20 protein-coding genes are annotated in these 19589 nt (G+C 67.4%); 19 read left to right on the top strand and 1 reads right to left on the bottom strand.

Translation table 11 applies throughout. The features are described 5' to 3' along the window. The first annotated feature begins 42 nt into the window (after nucleotides 1–42). On the top strand, nucleotides 43–684 hold the full coding sequence (locus tag K3G64_RS04150; protein WP_238889206.1) for a TetR/AcrR family transcriptional regulator: 642 nt from the start codon (nucleotides 43–45) through the stop codon (nucleotides 682–684). Here K3G64_RS04150 and K3G64_RS04145 read toward each other — a convergent pair. Further along, nucleotides 662–1912, bottom strand: a complete 1251-nt coding sequence (locus K3G64_RS04145) for a cytochrome P450 (protein ID WP_238889205.1) — start codon at nucleotides 1910–1912, stop codon at nucleotides 662–664. The two genes, K3G64_RS04150 and K3G64_RS04145, sit on opposite strands and share 23 nt — an antisense overlap. Nucleotides 1913–2048: 136 nt before the next feature. Here K3G64_RS04145 and K3G64_RS04140 point away from each other — a divergent pair, with 136 nt between their 5' ends. From K3G64_RS04140 to K3G64_RS04055, 18 genes are all read left to right on the top strand, one after another. Then, the gene (locus K3G64_RS04140) at nucleotides 2049–3641 is read left to right on the top strand and encodes a carboxylesterase/lipase family protein (RefSeq protein WP_238889203.1); all 1593 of its coding nucleotides are present in this window, start codon (nucleotides 2049–2051) and stop codon (nucleotides 3639–3641) included. A 395-nt stretch (nucleotides 3642–4036) separates the two neighbouring features. Then, entirely contained in the window at nucleotides 4037–4342 is a 306-nt protein-coding gene (gene rpsJ, locus K3G64_RS04135; RefSeq protein WP_003883485.1) for a 30S ribosomal protein S10, read from the top strand. 13 nt (nucleotides 4343–4355) lie between these two features. Next, nucleotides 4356–5009 (top strand): 50S ribosomal protein L3, encoded by a 654-nt coding sequence (gene rplC / locus K3G64_RS04130; protein WP_238889202.1) that lies wholly within the window; start codon nucleotides 4356–4358, stop codon nucleotides 5007–5009. Nucleotides 5010–5011: 2 nt separating this feature from the next. Further along, nucleotides 5012–5701, top strand: a complete 690-nt coding sequence (gene rplD / locus K3G64_RS04125; RefSeq protein ID WP_238889201.1) for a 50S ribosomal protein L4 — start codon at nucleotides 5012–5014, stop codon at nucleotides 5699–5701. Beyond that, entirely contained in the window at nucleotides 5702–6004 is a 303-nt protein-coding gene (rplW, locus tag K3G64_RS04120; protein WP_238889200.1) for a 50S ribosomal protein L23, read from the top strand. It abuts the gene before it with no gap. A 23-nt stretch (nucleotides 6005–6027) separates the two neighbouring features. Beyond that, nucleotides 6028–6864, top strand: a complete 837-nt coding sequence (gene rplB, locus K3G64_RS04115) for a 50S ribosomal protein L2 (RefSeq protein WP_238889199.1) — start codon at nucleotides 6028–6030, stop codon at nucleotides 6862–6864. A 22-nt stretch (nucleotides 6865–6886) separates the two neighbouring features. Beyond that, nucleotides 6887–7168: a 30S ribosomal protein S19 gene (gene rpsS / locus K3G64_RS04110; protein WP_006245110.1), complete on the top strand. Its 282-nt coding sequence runs from the start codon at nucleotides 6887–6889 to the stop codon at nucleotides 7166–7168. A 28-nt stretch (nucleotides 7169–7196) separates the two neighbouring features. Then, entirely contained in the window at nucleotides 7197–7790 is a 594-nt protein-coding gene (rplV, locus tag K3G64_RS04105; RefSeq protein WP_238889198.1) for a 50S ribosomal protein L22, read from the top strand. Beyond that, nucleotides 7790–8737: a 30S ribosomal protein S3 gene (gene rpsC, locus K3G64_RS04100; protein ID WP_238889197.1), complete on the top strand. Its 948-nt coding sequence runs from the start codon at nucleotides 7790–7792 to the stop codon at nucleotides 8735–8737. Before rplV ends, rpsC begins: the two co-directional genes overlap by 1 nt. A 2-nt stretch (nucleotides 8738–8739) precedes the next feature. Next, entirely contained in the window at nucleotides 8740–9156 is a 417-nt protein-coding gene (rplP, locus tag K3G64_RS04095) for a 50S ribosomal protein L16 (RefSeq protein WP_238889196.1), read from the top strand. Further along, nucleotides 9156–9389 (top strand): 50S ribosomal protein L29, encoded by a 234-nt coding sequence (gene rpmC / locus K3G64_RS04090; protein WP_238889195.1) that lies wholly within the window; start codon nucleotides 9156–9158, stop codon nucleotides 9387–9389. The genes rplP and rpmC overlap by 1 nt, the downstream gene beginning before the upstream one ends. Further along, nucleotides 9389–9703 (top strand): 30S ribosomal protein S17, encoded by a 315-nt coding sequence (rpsQ, locus tag K3G64_RS04085; protein WP_238889194.1) that lies wholly within the window; start codon nucleotides 9389–9391, stop codon nucleotides 9701–9703. Before rpmC ends, rpsQ begins: the two co-directional genes overlap by 1 nt. Nucleotides 9704–9812: 109 nt before the next feature. Further along, nucleotides 9813–11750 (top strand): hypothetical protein, encoded by a 1938-nt coding sequence (locus K3G64_RS04080; RefSeq protein ID WP_238889192.1) that lies wholly within the window; start codon nucleotides 9813–9815, stop codon nucleotides 11748–11750. An 8-nt stretch (nucleotides 11751–11758) separates the two neighbouring features. Beyond that, nucleotides 11759–13276, top strand: coding sequence for a hypothetical protein (locus K3G64_RS04075; protein ID WP_238889190.1), 1518 nt, complete (start codon nucleotides 11759–11761; stop codon nucleotides 13274–13276). Next, a complete protein-coding gene (locus tag K3G64_RS04070) occupies nucleotides 13273–14742 on the top strand; it encodes a glycosyltransferase family 2 protein (protein ID WP_238889188.1) in 1470 nt (489 codons plus the stop codon). The genes K3G64_RS04075 and K3G64_RS04070 overlap by 4 nt, the downstream gene beginning before the upstream one ends. A 5-nt stretch (nucleotides 14743–14747) precedes the next feature. Further along, the gene (locus K3G64_RS04065) at nucleotides 14748–16412 is read left to right on the top strand and encodes an ArnT family glycosyltransferase (RefSeq protein WP_238889186.1); all 1665 of its coding nucleotides are present in this window, start codon (nucleotides 14748–14750) and stop codon (nucleotides 16410–16412) included. A gap of 125 nt (nucleotides 16413–16537) precedes the next feature. Continuing rightward, complete coding sequence (locus tag K3G64_RS04060) at nucleotides 16538–18889, top strand: arylsulfatase (RefSeq protein WP_238889184.1); 2352 nt, start codon at nucleotides 16538–16540, stop codon at nucleotides 18887–18889. After that, nucleotides 18870–19589 carry a hypothetical protein gene (locus tag K3G64_RS04055; RefSeq protein WP_238889182.1) on the top strand — a complete coding sequence of 240 codons (720 nt, stop codon included), beginning with the start codon at nucleotides 18870–18872 and terminating at the stop codon, nucleotides 19587–19589. The genes K3G64_RS04060 and K3G64_RS04055 overlap by 20 nt, the downstream gene beginning before the upstream one ends.

Raw genomic sequence — 19589 nt, 5'->3', positions numbered from 1 at the left:
AAGACCGATAGTCTTGTTCCCGCGGAGGAGGTGCGGTAAACGATGGCCGGCGAAAGCAATGATCCGCGGCCGGCGCGGTCGCGGGCCCGCCTGCTCGAGGCCGCGACGGCCCTGCTGCGTTCGGGCGGGCCCAACGCTGTCACCATCGATGCGGTGACCCGCACCGCCAACGTAGCGCGGGCCACCCTGTACCGCCACTTCTCCGGCGCCAACGACCTGATGGCCGCGGCCTTCATGAGCCTGCTCAGCCCCGCCCCGATGCCGCCCGCCGACGGCAGCGTCCGTGACCGGTTGATCGCCGTCGTGGTCGGCTGGGCGGAATCGATCGCCGAGGTGCCCGCCATGCTCACCGCGATGACGTGGCTCGCATCCGGACCCGATGCCGGTGTCTATCCCGCTGGCGCGCAGAGTGATTCGGACTCCGTCGGGACATTGAAGTCGCGGATCATCCAGCTGTACTCGGCGCCGTTCGACGCAATCCTCGACAGTGCCGATGCCGACGCCGAACTCGACGAGACGGACCGCATCCAGACGCTCGCCCTGCTCATCGGTCCGCTCATCCTGGGCAAGCTCTCGACCGTGGCGGAGTTCGACTACCGGGCGTGCGCGGAGGCCGCCGTCGACGGCTTCCTGGCGACGCACGCGCGGAAGCCGCGGGGGCTCAGCGCACCGAGTACCGAATAGGCAGGTGCTTGAGGCCGCCGACGAAGGTGGTGGCGGACAGCTCCGGTGTGCCGGCCAGCTCGATCGACTCCAGTCGCGGTACCAGTTCGGTGAACAGACTGGTCATCTCCATGCGCGCCAGCGCGGCGCCCAGGCAATAGTGCACCCCGTAGCCGAACGACACGTGCTTGTTCGGATCGCGGCCCACGTCGAAGCGGAACGGCTCATCGAAGACGTCCTCGTCGCGGTTGCCGGAAACGTAAGCGAGGTAGACGGATTCGCCCTTGGCGATCTTCACGCCCCTGACTTCGGTGTCCTCGGCCGCGGTGCGCATGAACTCCTTGACCGGTGTCGTCCAGCGGATCATCTCCTCGACCGCCGTCGGCATCAGGCTCAGGTCGCCGCGCAGTCGGTCGAGTTCATCGGGGTTCTCGATGAGCGCGTGCAGCCCACCAGAGATGGCGTCCTTGGTGGTGTCGTGTCCGGCACTGGCCACGATCACGTAGTACGACAGGGTGTCCATGTCGGACATCAACTCCCCGTCCACGCGGCCGTTGGCGATGGCCGAGGCCAGATCCTCGGTGGGAGTGGCCCGCCGCGACGCCGTCAGCGCCGAGAAGTAGTTGAAGAAGTCGGCCAACACCGCGAGCAGGTCCTCCGTCGAACCGCCGCGCTGGTGCTCCTCGTCGTCGCCGCCGAACATCTCCTGAGTGAGCTTGAGCATTCGCGGGAAGTCGTCCTCGGGCAGGCCGAGCAGCGAAAGAATCACGTACAGCGGGAAATTCACCGCGATATCGGTGACGAAGTCGCATTCGGGACCGATGTCGCGCATGGTGTCGACGTAGCGCTTGGCGAGCTCGTCGACGCGAACCTTGAGTGCCCGCATCGCCTTCGGCCGGAACCAGTCGGCGCCGATGGCGCGCACCTTGCGGTGGTGCGGATCATCCATGTGGATCAGCGTGCGGATACCCAGGCCCGCGGCCTGCTGTTGCTTGAGTACGTCGTCGGCCTCGGCCCGGGCCAGCAGCGGGCGGGGTTCCGACAGAAACAGGTCGTTGGCGCGCTCGATGTCCATGATGTCGGCGTGCTTGGTGATCGCCCAGAACGGCCGGTACGGCGGATTGTCGACCCACGCCACCGGGTTGTTCGCCCGCAGATGGGTCAGCGCCGTGTGCAGCCGTTCGTCGTCGGCGTAGGCCGTGGGGTCGGCCAGGACTTTCGCGGCGTCGTCCATCGTCCGTGGATTCATACGGGCTCCTTCGACTTCCGGGGCGGGCCGGAAAACTTGACGGGTGTCAAGTAGTAAGTCTATGTGATGGCGCCCACGGCGGGGAAGGCAAGCGGACAACTTGGTCTCGGTGGGGGTCTCAGTAGGCTCGGGCGTCATGCGACGCGCCGCCGTTCCCCTCACCCGCACGGTCGTGGCCGCGCTGGTGTCGGCGGCGCTGCTGGCCGCCTGCGGACGGGGAGGGGCGGTGCTCGAGGACCCGCCCACCGATCCGGCCGTGGTGCACACCGCGGCGGGAGCATTGCGCGGCACCACCGCCGACGACCATCGCTACTTCGCCGGAATCCCCTACGCCGCTCCGCCTGTCGGCCCGCTGCGCTGGCAGCCGCCCGCGCCGGTAGCGGCATGGAGCGGGCTGCGCGACGCCAGCAGTCCGGGTGCCCGCTGTGTCCAGGACGTCACCACCGAGGTCGACCGAAGGCGCACCAGTGAAGATTGCCTGTTCGTCAACGTGTGGACGCCCCCGCCGTCGCCGCAGCCGCGCGCGGTCATGGTGTGGATTCACGGCGGTGGATTCTTCAACGGCAGCGGCGACCTCTACGACGCGCGCCGGTTGGTGAGCCAGGGCGACATCGTCGTCGTCACCATCAACTACCGTCTCGGCGCCCTCGGCTTCCTGGCTGACCCCGCGCTGGGCCGCGACCCTCGTCGACATGATGCCATCGGCAACTACGGGCTCGCGGACCAGCAGGCGGCGCTGCGCTGGGTGCGGGACAACATCGCCGCGTTCGGAGGTGACCCGGACAGGGTGACGATCGCGGGCGAGTCGGCCGGCGGCATGGCGGTGTGCGACCACCTGGTGGCGCCGGGATCAGCGGGACTGTTCCGCGCGGCGATCATCCAGAGCGCGCCGTGCCAGGCGCAGTACGACCTGCCGACCGCCGAGCTGACCAGCACTGCCTATGCCGCTGAGGTCGGATGCCCTGACCGCGCCGACGTGGCTGCCTGTCTGCGCGCGTTGCCCGCGGACAGATTCCAGCACCCGCTGATGTACGGCCGGTTCGGCACCGAGCGCTTGAGCGGTCCGGTCACCGGAACCCCGGTGCTGCCGGTCAACCCGGTGGTCGGAATCGCCGAGGGCAGGGCGGCTCCCGTACCGGTGATGATCGGAACCACCGCCGACGAGTTCACCTTCTTCACCGCCCTGCAGTACCTCCGCGGCCGCCAATTCGACGCGGCGAAATATCCCGAACTGCTCGCCGAGGCATTCGGCCCGGCCGCTGACGCCGTCGCAGCGCGCTATCCGCCGGAGCGTTTCGGCGGCGACGTGGCGCAGGCCTACTCGGCGGCGATGACGGCGGGCGATTTCGCCTGCGTGGCGGACTTCATCGCCGACGCTCACGCGTCCGCGCCCGTGTATTCCTACGAGTTCAACGATCGCGGGGCGCCGGCTCCCGAGCCGCTGCAGGCGGCACCGTTCCCCATCGGTGCCGCCCATTCGCTCGAGTTGCAGTATCTGTTCGACGTCGGCGGTGCGCCCGCGTTCAACACCGCCCAGCAGCGGCTCGCCGAGCAGATGATCGACTACTGGAGCAGCTTCGTGAGCACCGCAGCACCCGGTCCCGACTGGCCGCCGGTGACCGACGGGCGGGCCGGGCGGCGGATGTCGCTTCGGCCCGACGGCAATCGCGTCGTCACCGACTACGAGCAGAACCACGAGTGCGCATTCTGGGCGGGGGTGCGGAGTTAGCCGAGCATCGCCGACCTGCGTCGACGCTGCGCATACGGCGTGAGTTCGGCGCTATTGGGCGCCGTGGGCGCAGAGTCAACCGAGTGGCGCCCATACCCCGTGGCCAGAGATTTGGAGCGGGCCCGTTCGTCAGGCATACTGTTCGGGTTGCCTTGAGCCGGGTCGGTGCCTGTCGGACCGCCTGGCCGGGGCATACGGCCGGCGCCCAACCGGGCGCATCCGGTGCCTACCTCGATCGTGACGATTATTTCGGCGCGGACGAATGCGTGCGGGCGACACACCCGACCGCGGGGACCGGTGAACCACAGACAGAAGAACAGCGGCGGCATACCAGCGCGAGTGCGCAGGGACGAGCGGCCCAGACATGGGCCCACGAAGAGTGAGGTAGGAGAAGCGTGGCGGGACAGAAGATCCGCATCAGGCTCAAGGCCTACGACCACGAGGCGATCGACGCCTCGGCGCGCAAGATCGTGGAGACGGTCACCAGAACCGGCGCCAGCGTGGTTGGCCCCGTGCCGCTGCCGACCGAGAAGAACGTGTACTGCGTGATCCGGTCCCCGCACAAGTACAAGGACTCGCGGGAGCACTTCGAGATGCGTACGCACAAGCGGCTGATCGACATCCTCGACCCGACGCCGAAGACCGTTGACGCCCTCATGCGCATCGATCTGCCGGCCAGCGTCGACGTCAACATCCAGTAAAGGAACCCGAGAAATGGCTAGGAGAGGCATTCTGGGCACCAAGCTGGGCATGACGCAGGTGTTCGACGAGAACAACCGAGTCGTGCCGGTGACGGTCGTCAAGGCCGGGCCCAATGTGGTGACGCGCATCCGCACACCGGAGCGCGACGGTTACAGCGCGGTGCAGCTGGCCTACGGCGAGATCAGCCCGCGCAAGGTCAACAGGCCGGTGACGGGTCAGTACTCCGCCGCCGGGGTCAACCCGCGCCGTCACCTCGCCGAGCTGCGGCTCGACGACGAGTCCGCCGCCGCCGAGTACGAGGTGGGCCAGGAGCTGACCGCCGAGATCTTCGCCGACGGCAACTACGTCGACGTGACGGGAACCAGCAAGGGCAAGGGTTTCGCAGGCACCATGAAGCGCCACGGCTTCCGTGGCCAGGGCGCCAGCCACGGCGCGCAGGCAGTGCACCGCCGCCCCGGTTCGATCGGCGGCTGCGCCACCCCCGCCCGCGTGTTCAAGGGCACCCGGATGGCCGGCCGGATGGGCAATGACCGGGTGACGACGCAGAACCTGTTGGTGCACAAGGTCGATGCCGAGAACGGCGTGCTGCTGATCAAGGGGGCGATCCCCGGCCGCAACGGCGGGCTCGTGATGGTCCGCACCGCAATCAAGCGAGGCGAGAAGTAGACATGGCTGCCAACAACACAGAGGCCGCGAAGGCACTGAAGATCGACGTCCGTACCCCGGCGGGTGCGAAGGACGGGTCCGTCGAGCTGCCCGCCGAGCTGTTCGACGTCGAGCCGAACATCGCGTTGATGCATCAGGTCGTCGAGGCCCAGCGCGCCGCGGCGCGACAGGGCACGCACTCGACGAAGACCCGCGGCGAAGTGCGCGGCGGTGGCAAGAAGCCGTATCGGCAGAAGGGCACCGGCCGCGCCCGCCAGGGTTCGACGCGTGCTCCGCAGTTCGCCGGCGGCGGCACCGTGCACGGCCCCAAGCCGCGCGACTACAGCCAGCGCACGCCCAAGAAAATGATCGCCGCCGCACTGCGCGGGGCACTGTCGGACCGGGCGCGAAACGGCCGCATCCACGCCATCACCGAACTGGTCGAGGGTCAGACACCGTCGACCAAGGGCGCCAAGGCGTTCCTGGGCACTCTCACCGACCGCCCGCAGGTGCTGGTGGTCATCGGCCGCAGCGACGAGACGGGCGCCAAGAGCGTGCGCAATCTGCAAGGCGTGCATGTGATCTCGCCCGACCAGCTCAACACCTACGACGTGCTCAAGGCCGACGACGTGGTCTTCAGCGTCGAGGCGCTCAACACCTACATCGCGGCGAACACCGCCGACAACGAATCCGCTGAGGAGGTATCGGCGTAGATGGCGACCGTGTCTGATCCCCGCGACATCATCCTGTCCCCGGTCATCTCCGAGAAGTCCTATGGGCTGATCGAGGACAACGTGTACACCTTCGTGGTGCACCCCGACTCGAACAAGACGCAGATCAAGATCGCTGTCGAGAAGATCTTCGGCGTCAAGGTCGATTCGGTGAACACCGCCAACCGCCAGGGCAAGCGCAAGCGCACCCGGACCGGCTATGGCCGGCGCAAGAGCACCAAGCGCGCCATCGTCACGCTGGCCGCCGGTAGCAAGCCCATCGACCTGTTCGGAGCGCCGGCCTAGCCGGCAGGGAGAACCTACGCATCATGGCAATTCGCAAGTACAAGCCGACGACACCCGGTCGCCGCGGTTCGAGCGTCTCGGACTTCGCCGAGATCACCCGCGACCATCCCGAGAAGTCGCTGGTTCGTCCGCTGCACGGCAAGGGCGGCCGAAACGCGCACGGCCGGATCACCACCCGGCACAAGGGCGGTGGCCACAAGCGCGCCTACCGCGTCATCGACTTCCGTCGCAACGACAAGGACGGCGTCAACGCCAAGGTCGCGCACATCGAATACGACCCCAACCGCACCGCGAACATCGCGCTTCTTCACTTCCTGGACGGCGAGAAGCGCTACATCATCGCGCCGTACGGCCTCAAGCAGGGCGACGTGGTGGAGTCCGGCGCCAACGCCGACATCAAGCCCGGCAACAACCTGCCGCTGCGCAACATCCCCGCGGGCACGCTGATCCACGCCGTGGAACTGCGTCCGGGAGGTGGCGCCAAACTCGCCCGCTCGGCCGGCGCCAGCATCCAGCTGCTGGGCAAGGAGGGCACCTACGCCTCGCTGCGTATGCCCTCCGGAGAGATCCGCCGCGTCGATGTGCGCTGTCGCGCCACCGTCGGCGAGGTGGGCAACGCCGAGCAGGCGAACATCAACTGGGGCAAGGCGGGCCGCATGCGGTGGAAGGGCAAGCGTCCCACCGTCCGCGGTGTCGTGATGAACCCGGTGGATCACCCGCACGGCGGTGGTGAGGGCAAGACCTCCGGTGGCCGTCACCCGGTGAGCCCGTGGGGCAAGCCCGAGGGGCGTACCCGCAAACCGAACAAACCGAGCGACAAGCTCATCGTCCGACGCCGGCGCACCGGCAAGAAGCGCTAGGCCGGAAAGGAACACCAGAGCGATGCCACGCAGCCTGAAGAAGGGTCCGTTCGTCGACGACCATCTGCTCAAGAAGGTCGACGTGCAGAACGAGAAGAACACGAAGCAGGTCATCAAGACCTGGTCGCGTCGGTCGACCATCATCCCCGACTTCATCGGGCACACCTTCGCGGTGCACGACGGCCGCAAGCATGTCCCGGTGTTCGTCACCGAGTCGATGGTCGGGCACAAGCTCGGCGAGTTCGCACCGACCCGCACGTTCAAGGGTCACATCAAAGACGACCGGAAGGCCAAGCGGCGATGAGCGCTTGCGCGAAGAGCAAAGGCTTCTAATGACTACGACGACTGAATATCCCACCGCGACCGCCAAGGCGCGGTTCGTGCGTGTCTCGGCGTCCAAGGCGCGCCGGGTCATCGACCTGGTGCGTGGCAAGCCGGTCACCGAGGCGCTCGACATCCTGCGGTGGGCGCCGCAGGCCGCCAGCGAGCCGGTCGCCAAGGTGATCGCCAGCGCAGCCGCCAATGCGCAGAACAACGAGGGCCTGGACCCGTCCACCCTCGTGGTTGCCAGCGTCTACGCCGACGAGGGCCCGACCGCCAAGCGCATCCGGCCGCGCGCGCAAGGTCGTGCGTTCCGGATCCGCAAGCGCACCAGCCACATCACCGTGATCGTGGAGAGCCGGCCGAGCCGACAGGAGCGCTCCGGCGCGTCCGGCCGCCAGTCGGCCGACGGGGCTCGGGCCCGTCGCGCCCAGGGCAGCAAGGCGGCCGCCGCGAAGAAGGCGCCTGCCAACAAGGCGGCCGAGAAGAAGGCACCCGCCAAGAAGGCACCTGAGAATAAGGCGCCTGCCAAGAAGGCGCCTGCCAAGAAGGCGGCCGAACCAACGACTGCTGAAGCGTCCGATGCGAAGGAGGGCTCGGAGTAGTGGGCCAGAAAATCAATCCCCACGGCTTCCGGCTCGGTATCACCACCGACTGGAAGTCCCGGTGGTACGCCGACAAGCAGTACAAGGACTACGTCAAGGAAGACGTCGCCATCCGCCGGCTGCTGGCGACCGGTCTCGAGCGCGCGGGCATCGCCGACGTGGAGATCGAGCGCACCCGCGACCGCGTCCGCGTCGACATCCACACCGCCCGGCCCGGCATCGTGATCGGCCGGCGCGGCACCGAGGCCGACCGCATCCGCGCCGACCTGGAGAAGCTCACCAAGAAGCAGGTCCAGCTCAACATCCTCGAGGTCAAGAACCCCGAGTCGCAGGCGCAGTTGGTCGCTCAGGGCGTGGCCGAGCAATTGTCCAACCGCGTGGCGTTCCGCCGTGCGATGCGCAAGGCGATCCAGTCCGCGATGCGCCAGCCCAACGTCAAGGGCATCCGAGTGCAGTGCTCCGGCCGACTCGGCGGCGCCGAGATGAGCCGCTCGGAGTTCTACCGCGAGGGCCGGGTTCCGCTGCACACGCTGCGCGCCGATATCGACTACGGGCTCTACGAGGCGAAGACCACCTTCGGTCGCATCGGGGTCAAGGTGTGGATCTACAAGGGCGACATCGTCGGCGGCAAGCGCGAGCTGGCCGCTGCCGCGCCCGCCGGTGCGGATCGCCCGCGCCGCGAGCGCCCCTCGGGCACCCGGCCACGGCGCAGCGGCGCGTCGGGCACCACTGCGACGAGCACCGAAGCTGGTCGTGCGGCCTCCGGCGGCGATGCGGGCTCGGCGCCTGCCAGCGATAGCGGAACGGCTCCCACCGGCAGCGTCTCGCCGAATGCCGCGGCGCCTGCGGCTGCCGAGGCTTCGACATCGGAGGCAGGCACTTCGGCGGCTGCGGGTGCTGCTGCCGAACCGACCACCGAGAACACAACCAAGGATTCAGGGAGCTGATCATGCTAATTCCCCGCAAGGTCAAGCACCGCAAGCAGCATCATCCCAAGCAGCGTGGGATCGCCAGTGGCGGCACCTCGGTCAGCTTCGGTGACTACGGCATCCAGGCACTGGAGCACGCCTACATCACCAACCGGCAGATCGAGTCGGCCCGTATCGCGATCAACCGGCACATCAAGCGTGGCGGCAAGGTGTGGATCAACATCTTCCCGGACCGTCCGCTGACCAAGAAGCCCGCCGAGACCCGCATGGGTTCGGGTAAGGGTTCCCCGGAGTGGTGGGTGGCCAACGTCAAGCCGGGCCGTGTGCTCTTCGAGTTGAGCTACCCCGATGAGGCGATCGCGAGGGCCGCGCTGACCCGCGCGATTCACAAGCTGCCTATCAAGGCACGCATCGTTACCCGAGAGGAGCGCTTCTGATGGCGGTGGGAGTGACGCCGGGTGAACTGCGCGAACTGACCGACGACGAGCTGAGGGACCGGCTGCGCGAGTCCAAGGAAGAGCTGTTCAACCTGCGCTTCCAGATGGCGACCGGCCAGTTGTCGAACAACCGTCGGCTGCGCCTGGTGCGCCAGGAGATCGCGCGTGTGTACACCGTGCTGCGTGAACGTGAATTGGGCCTGGCCTCCGGGCCCGCAGGTGAGGGAGCGTAATGGCTGCGAAAGAAGAGACCAAGGGCGCTGCGGGTCCGCGGCGCACTCCGCGCGTCGAGGAGACGCGTGGCCGCCGCAAGACGGCCATCGGGTACGTGGTGTCGGACAAGATGCAGAAGACCATCGTGGTCGAGCTGGAGGATCGCAAGAGCCATCCGCTCTACGGCAAGATCATTCGGACCACCAAGAAGGTCAAGGCGCACGACGAGAACGGCGACGCCGGCATCGGCGACCGCGTTTCGCTGATGGAGACGCGTCCGCTGTCGGCGACCAAGCGCTGGCGGCTCGTGGAGATCCTGGAAAAGGCCAAGTAGCAGGCGCTACGCCGGCCGGCCCCGTGGGCTTCGTCCGGTGAGCTCACGTCAAAGTAACGATCGACGGATTCGCTGTTCGGGTGCCGACGCTGTTGGCTAGATTCTGAGCGTGAGGGTGGGGGGTCGTCGGGGGTGGGCAGCCGCAGTCGCCTGCCTGATGATCCTGCCCGCCATCAGTGTCCCCCCGCAGGCGCCCGCCCAGCCGGCCGGCGGCGGAGCAGTGGCCGATGCGCCCACGTTGGGGCTGCCTGCGCTCGGCGCTGATGCCGACATCGCGCTCTACGGTTTGCAAGGCACGCAGACGCTGATCCTTCCCGTGCCCGTCGGCCTGACCCCTGATGCCTTGGTCGCCGTCGTCGAGTTGCCGCCCAACGTGCTCGCAGGCAGCATCGCCGTCACCCAGGACAACCGCATGTTGGCGCGGGTCGACCTGCCGCCCGATCGGTCCCCGATCTCCATTCCGCTGGCCGGCGCCCAGATCGTCGACAACTCCATCACGATGCTGTTGCGCAGCCAGTTGCTGCCGCCCGAAGGGTACTGCCTCTACGACACGACGATTCCGCTGCGCCTGGTGAACGCCGCCGTCGCCTACGTCGGCAGGGAGGAGGCGCCGACGGTAGTCGCCGAATTCCTGCCACCGGTGCTGGAACGCTTGACGATCTTCGTGCCGGAATCGCCGACGCGGGCCGAATCGGATGCCGCCGTGCGGCTCACCACTGCGGTTGTCGCCCGCTATGGGGAGCAGCAGCCCGACGTCGAAGTGGTTTCTCTGCGCGGTGATGAGTCGACGCCGCCGACACCGTCGCTTCCCTTCGAGCGCAACATCGTAGTGCGGGAAGGGCCGGATGCGGCCGTGGCACTGCAGGGCGCCGACGGGGTACCCCCGCTGCTGATCACCGGATCAGCCGACGACCTCGGCAACCAGTCCCGCTTGCTCACCAGTGATATCGCCCGGTTGGCGTTGTCATCGAAAGCGGTGGTCGGTCCCATACATTCGAGCCCCCAGCTGCCGCCGAACGTCACGACCATCCGCGACCTCGGGCAGCCCGGCGTCAACGCCACCGCGCTCGAGCCGCAGGTCGTGGTCGCGCTCGACCAGACCAAGCTCGGTCGGCCGGTCAAGAATGTGCGGGTGCAACTGAAGGGCTCCTACACGCCGCTGCCGTCAAGCGTCGGAGCTCAGGTGGTCGCCTCGGTCGGCGGTCAGACGGTGGACCGCTGGCCCGCCGACTCCAGCGGCGTCATCGACCGTTGGGTGACGATCCCCAATGACATGCTGCAGCGCTACACCAATCTGGGGGTGGCCGTCGACCTCAGCGGCAACACCGGGCCGTGCGGAGAATTCCAGCCGGTGACGCTGACGATCGACGGTGCGACGACGGTGGAAAGCGCCCCGGCGCAACCCCCGTCGCCGCTGGGGTTTCAGTCGCTGCCTCAGGCGTTGATGCCGCGGGTCCAGGTCGGCATCAGCGAAGGGTCTTTCGCCGACACGCAGCGGGCCGTGCAGATCATGGAGGGTCTGCAACGCCTCAGCGCACTGCCGATCGACACCCAGGTGGTATCGGTCCAGGAGGCGATGTCGTCACGACTGCCGGCGGTGGTGATCTCCGCCGACACGTGGCCAGACCAGAACGTGACACTGCCGGTCAGCAGCGCTGCGGACGGTGACCTGGACGTCGAGACCGTCGACGGTGAGCGCACGACACTACGGTTGGAGCCGGGCCTGCGGTTCGGTTCGCTGCAGACCGTCTATGACGACAACCGGCCATTGCTGGTTGCGACCTCCAACAACGCTGCCGCTCAGCTGGATTCGCTACTCGAGTGGTTGGATGCCGACGTGCGGCGGTGGGCGCGGTTGGGCGGCGCCGCGGTGATCGCCGCGCAGGGCCAGGACCCGGTGACGGTGGCGGTCGAGTCGTCGCAAGCCGACGCCGCCGAGACCGGGGTGAAGTTCAGTCTGGCTTGGTGGCTGGCTGCCGGCGCCGCCGTCGCCGCGGCCGCCGCTCTGCTCGGATGGCTGCTGCTGCGCCGCAAGCGCCGCGCCTAGGAGCCACGATGGCCGCGCCGACGCAGACCCCACCCGAGCCCTCAGCGCCGGTGGAGTCGATCCGCCCGTGGTATGAGAACCCCACCCTGCGGATCGTGCTGCGGTGGGTCTTCATCGGCTCCGTGACACTGATGGCGTTCTGGGAGAGCTTCGAAAGCCTGGTGCAAACCACCCGACAGGGTGGCTTCAACGGCTACCTCTGGACGCTGCCGGTAGCGGCGGTTCTGGCGGCTCAGGGGGTGGCCCGCCGGCCCCGCACCGAGTTGCCGATCCACGACCGTCAGACCGACATCATCGTCGGCACCATGGGTCTGGTATTAGCGCTGATGCTGCACGGCGTGCTCATGCACCGGTACGAGCAGTACTTCTACGTCTTGCGGCTCGACTTCTTCGCCATGTACGTGTTCATCCTCAGTTCGGCGATCGCGCTGTTCGGTCTGCGGCCTGTCAGCCGTTTCGTGTTCGTCTGGCTGCTGCTGTCGATGATGTTCACGTTGCCCTACCACCTGGCGGTGATCGTGTTGGGCGGCAGCCGAGTATCCGCCGGGGGGGCCGCGCTCATCATCGCAGGCAGCGCGACGGGTATCGCGGTCGGCCGGACGTACAAGCGGGGCTGGTTCGGTGGCCTCGCCGCCTGGGCGGTCGGTCTCGCCGTGCTCGCCGCGATGGCGATCTGGTTCCCCTACGCGCCGGTGTTCGCCTACCAGGCCATACCGGCCCTCACCGCGACCGCGCTGGTGGGAGTGGTGATGTTCTTCTACGCGCGCCGTGGCGCACCCAAGCGGGCGCTGGATCGGAAGGTCGAGCCGCTGGCCGCTCGCCAGGTCGTCCAGGCGCTGCCTCTGGTCCTGGTCGCCGGTGTGCTGCTGTCGCTGGTCGACCTCCCGCGCCCCGATTACCCATCGGCGGCCCGCTTCGACGGGCTGCAGATCTCGGGCCCGCTCAACCCGCCCGCGGGGTGGCGTGTCACCGATACCGAGGACTACACCTGGGTGAAGCGGTTGCACGGGCGCATGGCCCACCTGACCCGGCAGCGGATGGTCGCCGAGGTCGGAAACCCGGACTGGGACAAGTTCTCGCGGCCCCGAACGGTCGTCGTCGACAACGTGGTCACCGACCGCCCCTTCTCCTTCGAGGTCTATCCGGCCAGGGTTCTCTACGACGTGTCGGTCCGCCTGAGCGAGCCCCGCCGGGTCGACCTCGGCTACGGCATCACCGGGGAGGCGACGTCGGTGGTCGACGACGAACAACTGCTCACCTACAACATGCTGCAGTGGACCTGGCGCAACGCCGAGCGCGCCCAACGCATCGTGGTGATCAGCGTGGACAATCACGAGCCGAATGCGCCCTTCCCGAATCCGAGCGGTGCGTTGGTGACCACCCTGAACAAGTTGCTCACCGTGCTGTTCCGCGGCAACTCCGCGGTCACCGACCGCAACCCGGCATTCAAGGACATCGATCTGCTCACCGCGTTCGGGCGCGGTCTGGTGGCCGCGCAGATCCAGCCCCTGGGTCGCCTACCGTGACCGTCTACTCCGTCGAGACCCTCACCGAGGAGCAGCGCGCCCACGCGCTCGAGCGCGCCATCAACGGCCTGCGCGAGGACGATCCGTTGGGGTCGGCCTCCGTGCCCGTCGTTGGGTGGCAGAAGGTGGTGCTGTCGGCCCTTCTCATCGCCGTCGCCATACTGGCGGTCTGGCGGCCTCTGGAGACCGCGGTCGGTTTGATCGGTGTGTGCACGCTCGGTTACGTGGTGACGATGGCCGACCGCGTGCAGATCTTCCGACGGGGACTGGCCCTGCGGGCCATCGTCGTCAGCGACGAGGAAGCCCGTGCCATCCCGGACGATCAACTGCCTCCGTACACCATCCTGGTGCCGGCCTACAACGAACCCGAAGTGGTCGACGACCTGATCGGCGCGATGGCGCGCCTCGAATACCCGAGCGACAAGCTGCAGGTCCTGCTGATACTGGAGGCCGACGACGGCGTCACCATCGACGCGGCGCGGCGCTGTGCGGAGTCCGATGCCATCACCATCCTGCTGGTCCCCCCGGCCGAACCGCGCACGAAACCCAAGGCGTGCAACTACGGCATGTACTTCGCCATCGGTGACATCGTGACCATCTATGACGCCGAGGACCTGCCCGAACCCCTGCAGTTGCGCCGTGTGGTCGCGGCGATGCGCAGGCTGCCCGACGACGTCGCCTGCGTGCAGGCCAAGCTGGGCTACCACAACGGAGACCAGAACCTGCTCGCCGGATGGTTCACCGCCGAGTACGCCCTGTGGTTCGGCTACCTGCTGCCCGGGATGATGGGGACGGGCACGCCGATTCCATTGGGCGGCACGTCGAATCATCTCAAGCGAGCGGTGCTCGACGAGATCGGAACCTGGGATCCCTACAACGTCACCGAGGACGCCGACCTGGGCCTGCGCATCGCGTCCCGCGGCTACCGCACCGCGGTGCTCGAGTCGCAGACCCTGGAAGAAGCCAACAGCGATCCGATCAACTGGATCCGGCAGCGCTCCCGCTGGTACAAGGGCTACCTGCAGACCTGGCTGGTGCACATCCGGCGTCCGGTGCCGTTGTGGCGAACCGTCGGAACGCGCAGCTTCATCCGGTTCAACCTGGTGCTCGCGGGAACGCCGATCATCGCGGTGCTCAACCTGGCGTTCTGGCTGATCACCTTGTTGTGGTTTCTCGGCCAGCCCGCGACGATTGAGGCCGTATTCCCTTGGTACATATATTTTCCGGCGTTGGTGGCCCTTGTTCTCGGCAACTTCGCCACGCTCTACATGAACCTCATCACGCTGCGTGAAGACGACCGTTCGGACCTGCTGGTGCCCGCGCTGACCGTGCCGCTGTTCTGGGTGATGATGAGCGTCGCCGCGGCCAAGGGCACCTACCAGCTGATCCGCCAGCCGTCCTACTGGGAGAAGACCTTTCACGGTCTGACAAATCAGCCGGCCGCCGACGAGGCCGCCCCGACGTGACGTCGATGACCGATCGGCGGCTGAAGGTCATCGCGTTCGCGCTGGCCTGCGTGCTGTACATCGCCGTCGGCTACTGGCTGCAGGTGCAGAACGGTTTCATCCTCGGCGACGCGCTGTCGCGGGTGTCTGCGGCCCAAGCCGTGTTGTTCAGTCGCGACCCGCATCTGGCGGCGATCGGCTTCATCTTCACACCGCTGACCGCGATGCTGCAGATCCCCGCCGTCCTGCTCAGCCCGCTGTGGCCGGATCTGACCGAGCGCGCCTTCGCGGGTTCGCTGATGACGGCGGTCTTCATGGCGGGCTGTGTGGTTCAGGTGCTGAGCATGGGCACCGATCGGAAGCTGCCCCGCGGCTACATCGTCGCAGTCACCGCACTGTTCGCGCTCAACCCGATGATCGTGTTCTACGGTTCGAATGGGATGAGCGAGGCTCCCTTCCTGTTCTTCATCACCTGGGCGGTGCGTCGGCTCATCATGTGGATGGTCGATGACGACGTACACCACCTGATCGCTGCCGGGGGCGTCGCGATGGCGCTGTCGTACCTCACCCGCTACGACGCGGTCGCATGCATCTTCACCGCGGGCATCGTCGTCGCCGTCACCACCTTCCTGCGGGCCCGCAAACCGCCGCGACTGCGCCGAGCGGTGCTGGACCTGGTCCTGGTCAGCGGGCCCGGTCTGGCGTCGTTCGTGGGGTGGGCGGCCACGAGCTGGCTGATCACAGGAGAACCCTTCGCACAGTTCACCTCTCAATACGGCAATGCCGCGATACTGCAACAGTCCGGCACGCAGGCGGTCGACTTCGGCGGTGGCCTGGTGTTCGCCGCCACCTGCACCATGCTGATGACCCCCACCTTGATCCCGATAGCGTTGTGGGCCGGGGTCATCCGGCTGCGCCGTCCATACTGGCCGACGCTGGTGGTCCCGTTCGCCCTCTACGGCGCGGTGCTCGGGTTCCAGTTCTACAGCTACGCGTCGGGGTCGACGTTTGCGTTCCTGCGGTTCTACATCGCGGCGATCCCGTTCGCCGCGTGCCTGGCGATGCTGGCCGTGCCCGAGCGCGGATACGTCGCTGCCAAGCGGCCGGGCAGGTTCGCTCCTGCCGCGGTGGAGCCGCGGCGGCAGCGTGGCTGGCCGGCCTATGTCCCGGTCGCCTTGGTGTTCGCCGTCACCGTGCCCGCCACAGCGTGGGCCATGAGCCTGCCGACGTACGCGCCGCAGGAATACGCGCTGGGCGCGGTGCTGGCTCCCGACCCCGACGACGTTTCCGACCGCAAGGCCGTGGAGCGGCGCATCGCCGCCACCTTCTCCACCGAACGGGAGATCGCCCAATACCTCGACGACCTCGATCTGCCGGAAAGCGCGGTCATCACGGACACCGTGTACGGCTTCGCGGTGGTGGCCGCCTCCCAACGACCGAAAACGTTTGTGGTGCCGTCGGATCCCGATTTCGCCACGTTGCTCAACGACCCGGTGGGCCAAGGTGTCGAGTACCTGCTGGCGGTGCCACCGACCGGCCGTGGTGTCTCCGATGCTCTCAACGTGCGCTATCCGACCCTGTACGACACCGGAGCCGACATCGCGACCCTTGAACTCGAGATCCCCAACGACGGGGACGGCCAGCCGACGTGGCGGTTGTACCGGGTGAACGGAGGCGTGCCCGAAAGCTGAAAAATGACGGCACGTACCACGGATGGTGACACGGAGGTCGAATCCCCCGCTGCGCGACATGCGGCCGGTGTAATCTCCGGCCCATCGTCGACCACGCGGCGATCCCGACCCTGAGGCGAGGCCCGATGGCAGCGGAATTCAACGGCAAGATCGAACTCGACATCCGCGATTCGGAGCCCGACTGGGGGCCGTACGCCGCGCCGACCGCGCCCGAAGGTGCGCCGAACGTGCTCTACATCGTCTGGGACGACATCGGCATCGCGACCTGGGACTGCTTCGGTGGCCTGGTCGACATGCCGGCCATGGGCCGCATCGCGGATCGCGGTGTGCGGCTCTCCCAGTTCCACACCACGGCGCTGTGCTCGCCCACCCGCGCGTCGTTGCTCACGGGCCGCAACCCCACCACCGTGGGCATGGCGACGATCGAGGAGTTCACCGACGGCTTCCCCGGCTGCAACGGGCGGATTCCCTTCGACACGGCACTCATGTCCGAGGTGCTCAACGAGCACGGCTACAACACCTATTGCATCGGAAAGTGGCATCTCACCCCGCTCGAAGAGTCGAATCTGGCTTCCACCAAACGACATTGGCCGCTCAATCGGGGATTCGAACGCTTCTACGGCTTCCTCGGGGGTGAGACCGACCAGTGGTATCCGGAGTTGGTCTACGACAACCACCCGATCGCACCACCGGCAGCGCCCGAGGACGGCTATCACCTGTCGAAGGACCTCGCCGACAAGACCATCGAGTTCATCCGCGACGCCAAGGTGATCGCCCCGGACAAGCCGTGGTTCTCCTACGTGTGTCCCGGCGCCGGACACGCGCCGCATCACGTCTTCAAGGAGTGGGCCGACCGCTACGCCGGCCGGTTCGACATGGGCTACGAGCGTTACCGCGAGATCGTGCTCGAGAACCAGAAGAAGATGGGCATCGTCCCGGCCGACACCGCGCTGTCCCCGATCAACCCGTACCAGGATGTGAAGGGGCCCAACGGCGAACCGTGGCCCGAGCAGGACACCGTGCGGCCATGGGAGTCGCTGCACGACGAGGAGAAGCGGCTGTTCGGCCGGATGGCTGAAGTGTTCGCCGGCTTCCTGTCCTACACCGACGCGCAGATCGGCCGCGTGCTCGACTACCTGGAGGAATCGGGCCAGCTGGACAACACGATCATCGTCGTCATCTCCGACAACGGAGCCAGCGGCGAAGGCGGTCCGAACGGTTCGGTCAACGAGGTCAAATTCTTCAACGGCTACATCGACACCGTCGAGGACAGCATGCGGATGATCGACGACCTCGGCGGTCCGGAGACCTACAACCACTATCCGATCGGCTGGGCGATGGCGTTCAACACGCCCTACAAGCTGTTCAAGCGGTACGCCTCCCACGAGGGCGGTATCGCCGACACCGCGATCATCTCCTGGCCCAACGGCATTGCCGCACACGGCGAGGTTCGGGACAACTATGTCAATGTCTGCGACGTCACGCCCACAGTGTTCGAACTGCTCGGCATCACGCTGCCTGCGACGGTTCGAGGTGTGCCGCAGAAGCCCTTCGACGGAATGAGTTTCAAAGCCGCACTGGACGACTCGACGGCTCCGACCGGCAAGCAGACCCAGTTCTACACGATGCTCGGCACTCGCGGTATCTGGCACGACGGCTGGTTCGCCAACACGGTGCACGCCGCCTCGCCGGCCGGCTGGTCACACTTCGACAAGGACCGCTGGGAGCTCTTCCACATCGCCGCCGACCGCAGTCAGTGCCACGATCTGGCCGCCGAAAACCCGGACAAGCTCGAGGAATTGAAGGCGCTGTGGTTCGCCGAGGCCGACAAGTACCACGGGCTGCCGCTGGGTGATCTGAACATCATCGAGACGATCACGCGGTGGCGACCCCACCTGTCGGGTGCGCGGGAGTCCTACATCTACTATCCGGGCACCGCGGATATCGGCATGGGTGCAGCGGTCGAGATCCAGGGCCGGTCGTTCTCGGTCATGGCCGACGTGATCGTCGACTCCGCCGGAGCCGAGGGGGTGGTGTTCAAACACGGCGGCGCCCATGGCGGCCACGTGCTGTTCCTGCAGGACGGCCGACTGCATTACGTGTACAACTTCCTCGGCGAGATCGAGCAGCACCTCTCGTCGGAGAGCGCGGTGCCGTCGGGCAAGCACACCTTCGGCGCCGCCTTCGTTCGGACCGGGACGGTGGAGGGCAGCCACACCCCACTCGGTGACGCGGCGCTGTACATCGACGACGAACAGGTCGCCACCTTCGACGGGATGAAGATCATCCCCGGCACGTACGGGCTCGCCGGGGCCACCCTGAGCATCGGCCGCAACACAGGGTCTCCTGTTTCGCGGGCCTACAAGGCGCCGTTCCCGTTCACCGGTGGCGTCATCGCCCAGGTGAACGTCGACGTCTCGGGCAAGCCGTATGCGGATCTGGAACGAGATTTCGCACGTGCGTTCGCGAAGGACTGACGGACCGAAGCTCGTCGGCTGTGCGGCGGTGGGGCTGGCGCTGGCCTGCGTGCTGTCGGGCTGCGACCGTATCGAGGCAGGGGTACCCGTCGCCGCCGACGCGCCGCCGTCCCGAACATCAGCGCCGTCCCGAACTTCGATGCCGTCCCGAACTTCGGTGCCGCCGACCCCCACCGATGAGCCCGGTGTGGCCCCGACCACCAAGGTGGCGCTGCCGCCGGATACACCCACGTGCGACGTCGACCCCCCGCCGGTGGGCGTGGTGGCCTCGGTCGAGGACCCCGGGGCGCCCAAGGTCACCGTCGCGCTGCCCACCGGCTGGTCGACCACCGCAGGGCAGGGCGATGTCGGCGCGAGACTGGCCGGACCGGACGGCGTGTGGGCGACCGTCACCATCGCCGAGACGCGACTCGGCCCTGCCGAGGCGTTCGCCGAGTACGCCGACGAGGCGATGGCCGCGGCGCCGGTCAGCAGCATCAGCGTGTTGCCCGCCGAGGTCTGTGAGTACAGCGGTCAGAAGCTGCTCGGGTCGTGGTCGGGCTCGCCGCAGCAGGCAGTCGAGTTCGGCGACCGCCTCGCCCACATCTGGACCAACACCGCGACCTATCTGGTGGCGGTGCACGTCGAGGGCCCGGTCCAGCCCGGCTTCGACCCGTTCACCTCACCGCTGATGGACGACTTCGCGGTCGTCATACCCTGA

It is taken from the genome of Mycobacterium sp. IDR2000157661 (assembly GCF_022317005.1).
Classification (GTDB): Bacteria; Actinomycetota; Actinomycetes; order Mycobacteriales; family Mycobacteriaceae; genus Mycobacterium.
This window is presented reverse-complemented; position numbering and strand designations above follow the sequence as displayed.

Excerpts from the sequence above, each read along its gene's own strand:
- K3G64_RS04150 (WP_238889206.1), top strand. The coding sequence starts at position 43 with ATGGCCGGCGAAAGCAATGATCCGCGGCCGGCGCGGTCGCGGGCCCGC.
- K3G64_RS04145 (WP_238889205.1), bottom strand. The coding sequence starts at position 1,912 with ATGAATCCACGGACGATGGACGACGCCGCGAAAGTCCTGGCCGACCCC.
- K3G64_RS04140 (WP_238889203.1), top strand. The coding sequence starts at position 2,049 with ATGCGACGCGCCGCCGTTCCCCTCACCCGCACGGTCGTGGCCGCGCTG.
- rplC (WP_238889202.1), top strand. The coding sequence starts at position 4,356 with ATGGCTAGGAGAGGCATTCTGGGCACCAAGCTGGGCATGACGCAGGTG.
- rplD (WP_238889201.1), top strand. The coding sequence starts at position 5,012 with ATGGCTGCCAACAACACAGAGGCCGCGAAGGCACTGAAGATCGACGTC.
- rplW (WP_238889200.1), top strand. The coding sequence starts at position 5,702 with ATGGCGACCGTGTCTGATCCCCGCGACATCATCCTGTCCCCGGTCATC.
- rplB (WP_238889199.1), top strand. The coding sequence starts at position 6,028 with ATGGCAATTCGCAAGTACAAGCCGACGACACCCGGTCGCCGCGGTTCG.
- rpsS (WP_006245110.1), top strand. The coding sequence starts at position 6,887 with ATGCCACGCAGCCTGAAGAAGGGTCCGTTCGTCGACGACCATCTGCTC.
- rplV (WP_238889198.1), top strand. The coding sequence starts at position 7,197 with ATGACTACGACGACTGAATATCCCACCGCGACCGCCAAGGCGCGGTTC.
- rplP (WP_238889196.1), top strand. The coding sequence starts at position 8,740 with ATGCTAATTCCCCGCAAGGTCAAGCACCGCAAGCAGCATCATCCCAAG.
- rpmC (WP_238889195.1), top strand. The coding sequence starts at position 9,156 with ATGGCGGTGGGAGTGACGCCGGGTGAACTGCGCGAACTGACCGACGAC.
- rpsQ (WP_238889194.1), top strand. The coding sequence starts at position 9,389 with ATGGCTGCGAAAGAAGAGACCAAGGGCGCTGCGGGTCCGCGGCGCACT.
- K3G64_RS04075 (WP_238889190.1), top strand. The coding sequence starts at position 11,759 with ATGGCCGCGCCGACGCAGACCCCACCCGAGCCCTCAGCGCCGGTGGAG.
- K3G64_RS04065 (WP_238889186.1), top strand. The coding sequence starts at position 14,748 with ATGACCGATCGGCGGCTGAAGGTCATCGCGTTCGCGCTGGCCTGCGTG.
- K3G64_RS04060 (WP_238889184.1), top strand. The coding sequence starts at position 16,538 with ATGGCAGCGGAATTCAACGGCAAGATCGAACTCGACATCCGCGATTCG.